Origin of the sequence: Streptomyces sp. AC550_RSS872, assembly GCF_019049285.1 — a bacterium.
In the GTDB taxonomy this organism is placed as follows: Bacteria; Actinomycetota; Actinomycetes; order Streptomycetales; family Streptomycetaceae; genus Streptomyces.
The window spans coordinates 1-983 of sequence record NZ_JAGMUL010000102.1; the positions used below are offsets into that span (position 1 = coordinate 1).

Genomic DNA, 983 nt, shown 5'->3' on the forward strand with positions numbered 1-983 from the left:
GCCGCGCCGGGCAGCCCGGCGCTCACTCCGCCGCTCGGCTGGAACAGCTGGAACAGCTTCGGGTGCGGGATCACCGAGGCGCAGGTCCGCCAGGCCGCCGACGCGATGGTGTCCTCGGGCATGAAGGCCGCCGGCTACCAGTACGTCGTCGTCGACGACTGCTGGTTCGACCCGCAGCGTGACAGCGCGGGCAACCTGCGGGCCAACCCGACCAAGTTCCCCAGCGGGATGAAGGCGCTCGGGGACTACATCCACAGCAAGGGCCTGAAGTTCGGCATCTACCAGGCGCCCAACGAGAAGACGTGCGCCCAGGGCGTGGGTACCTACCCCGGCTCCACCGGCAGCAAGGGCCACGAGGCCCAGGACGCCAACATCTTCGCCTCATGGGGCGTGGACTACCTCAAGTACGACTGGTGCTCCGGCAGCGGCACCCTGAGCGAGCAGATCGCACGGTTCACCATCATGCGCGACGCCCTGCGCGCCACCGGGCGGCCCATCGTCTACAGCATCAACCCCAACAGCTTCCACGCCCCCACCGGCGACAAGTACAACTGGGGCGAAATCGCCGACCTGTGGCGCACGACCGAGGACCTCCTCGACATCTGGCAGAACAACAACACCAACAGCTACCCGATGGGCGTCGGCAACGTCCTCGACATCACCGCACCGCTGGCCGCGCAGTCGGGCCCGGGACACTGGAACGACCCCGACATGCTGGTCGTCGGCCGTCCCGGCCTGTCACTGACCGAGTCCCGCTCCCACTTCGCCCTGTGGTCACTGCTCTCGGCCCCCCTCATGGCCGGCAACGACATCCGCACCATGTCCGCCGACGTGAGCGCGATCCTGCGCAACCCCCGCCTGCTGGCGGTGAACCAGGACTCCCTGGGCGCGGGCGGACGCAGGGTGCGCGACGACGGCAACACCGAGGTGTTCGCCAAGCCCCTGTCCGACGGCTCGGTCGCGGTAGGCCTGTTCAACCGGGG

General features: G+C 68.9%; 1 protein-coding gene. It reads left to right on the top strand.

Translation table 11 applies throughout. The features are described 5' to 3' along the window. The coding region (locus KUM44_RS31585; RefSeq protein ID WP_217213186.1) for a glycoside hydrolase family 27 protein at positions 1-983 on the top strand (983 nt) is incomplete at both ends.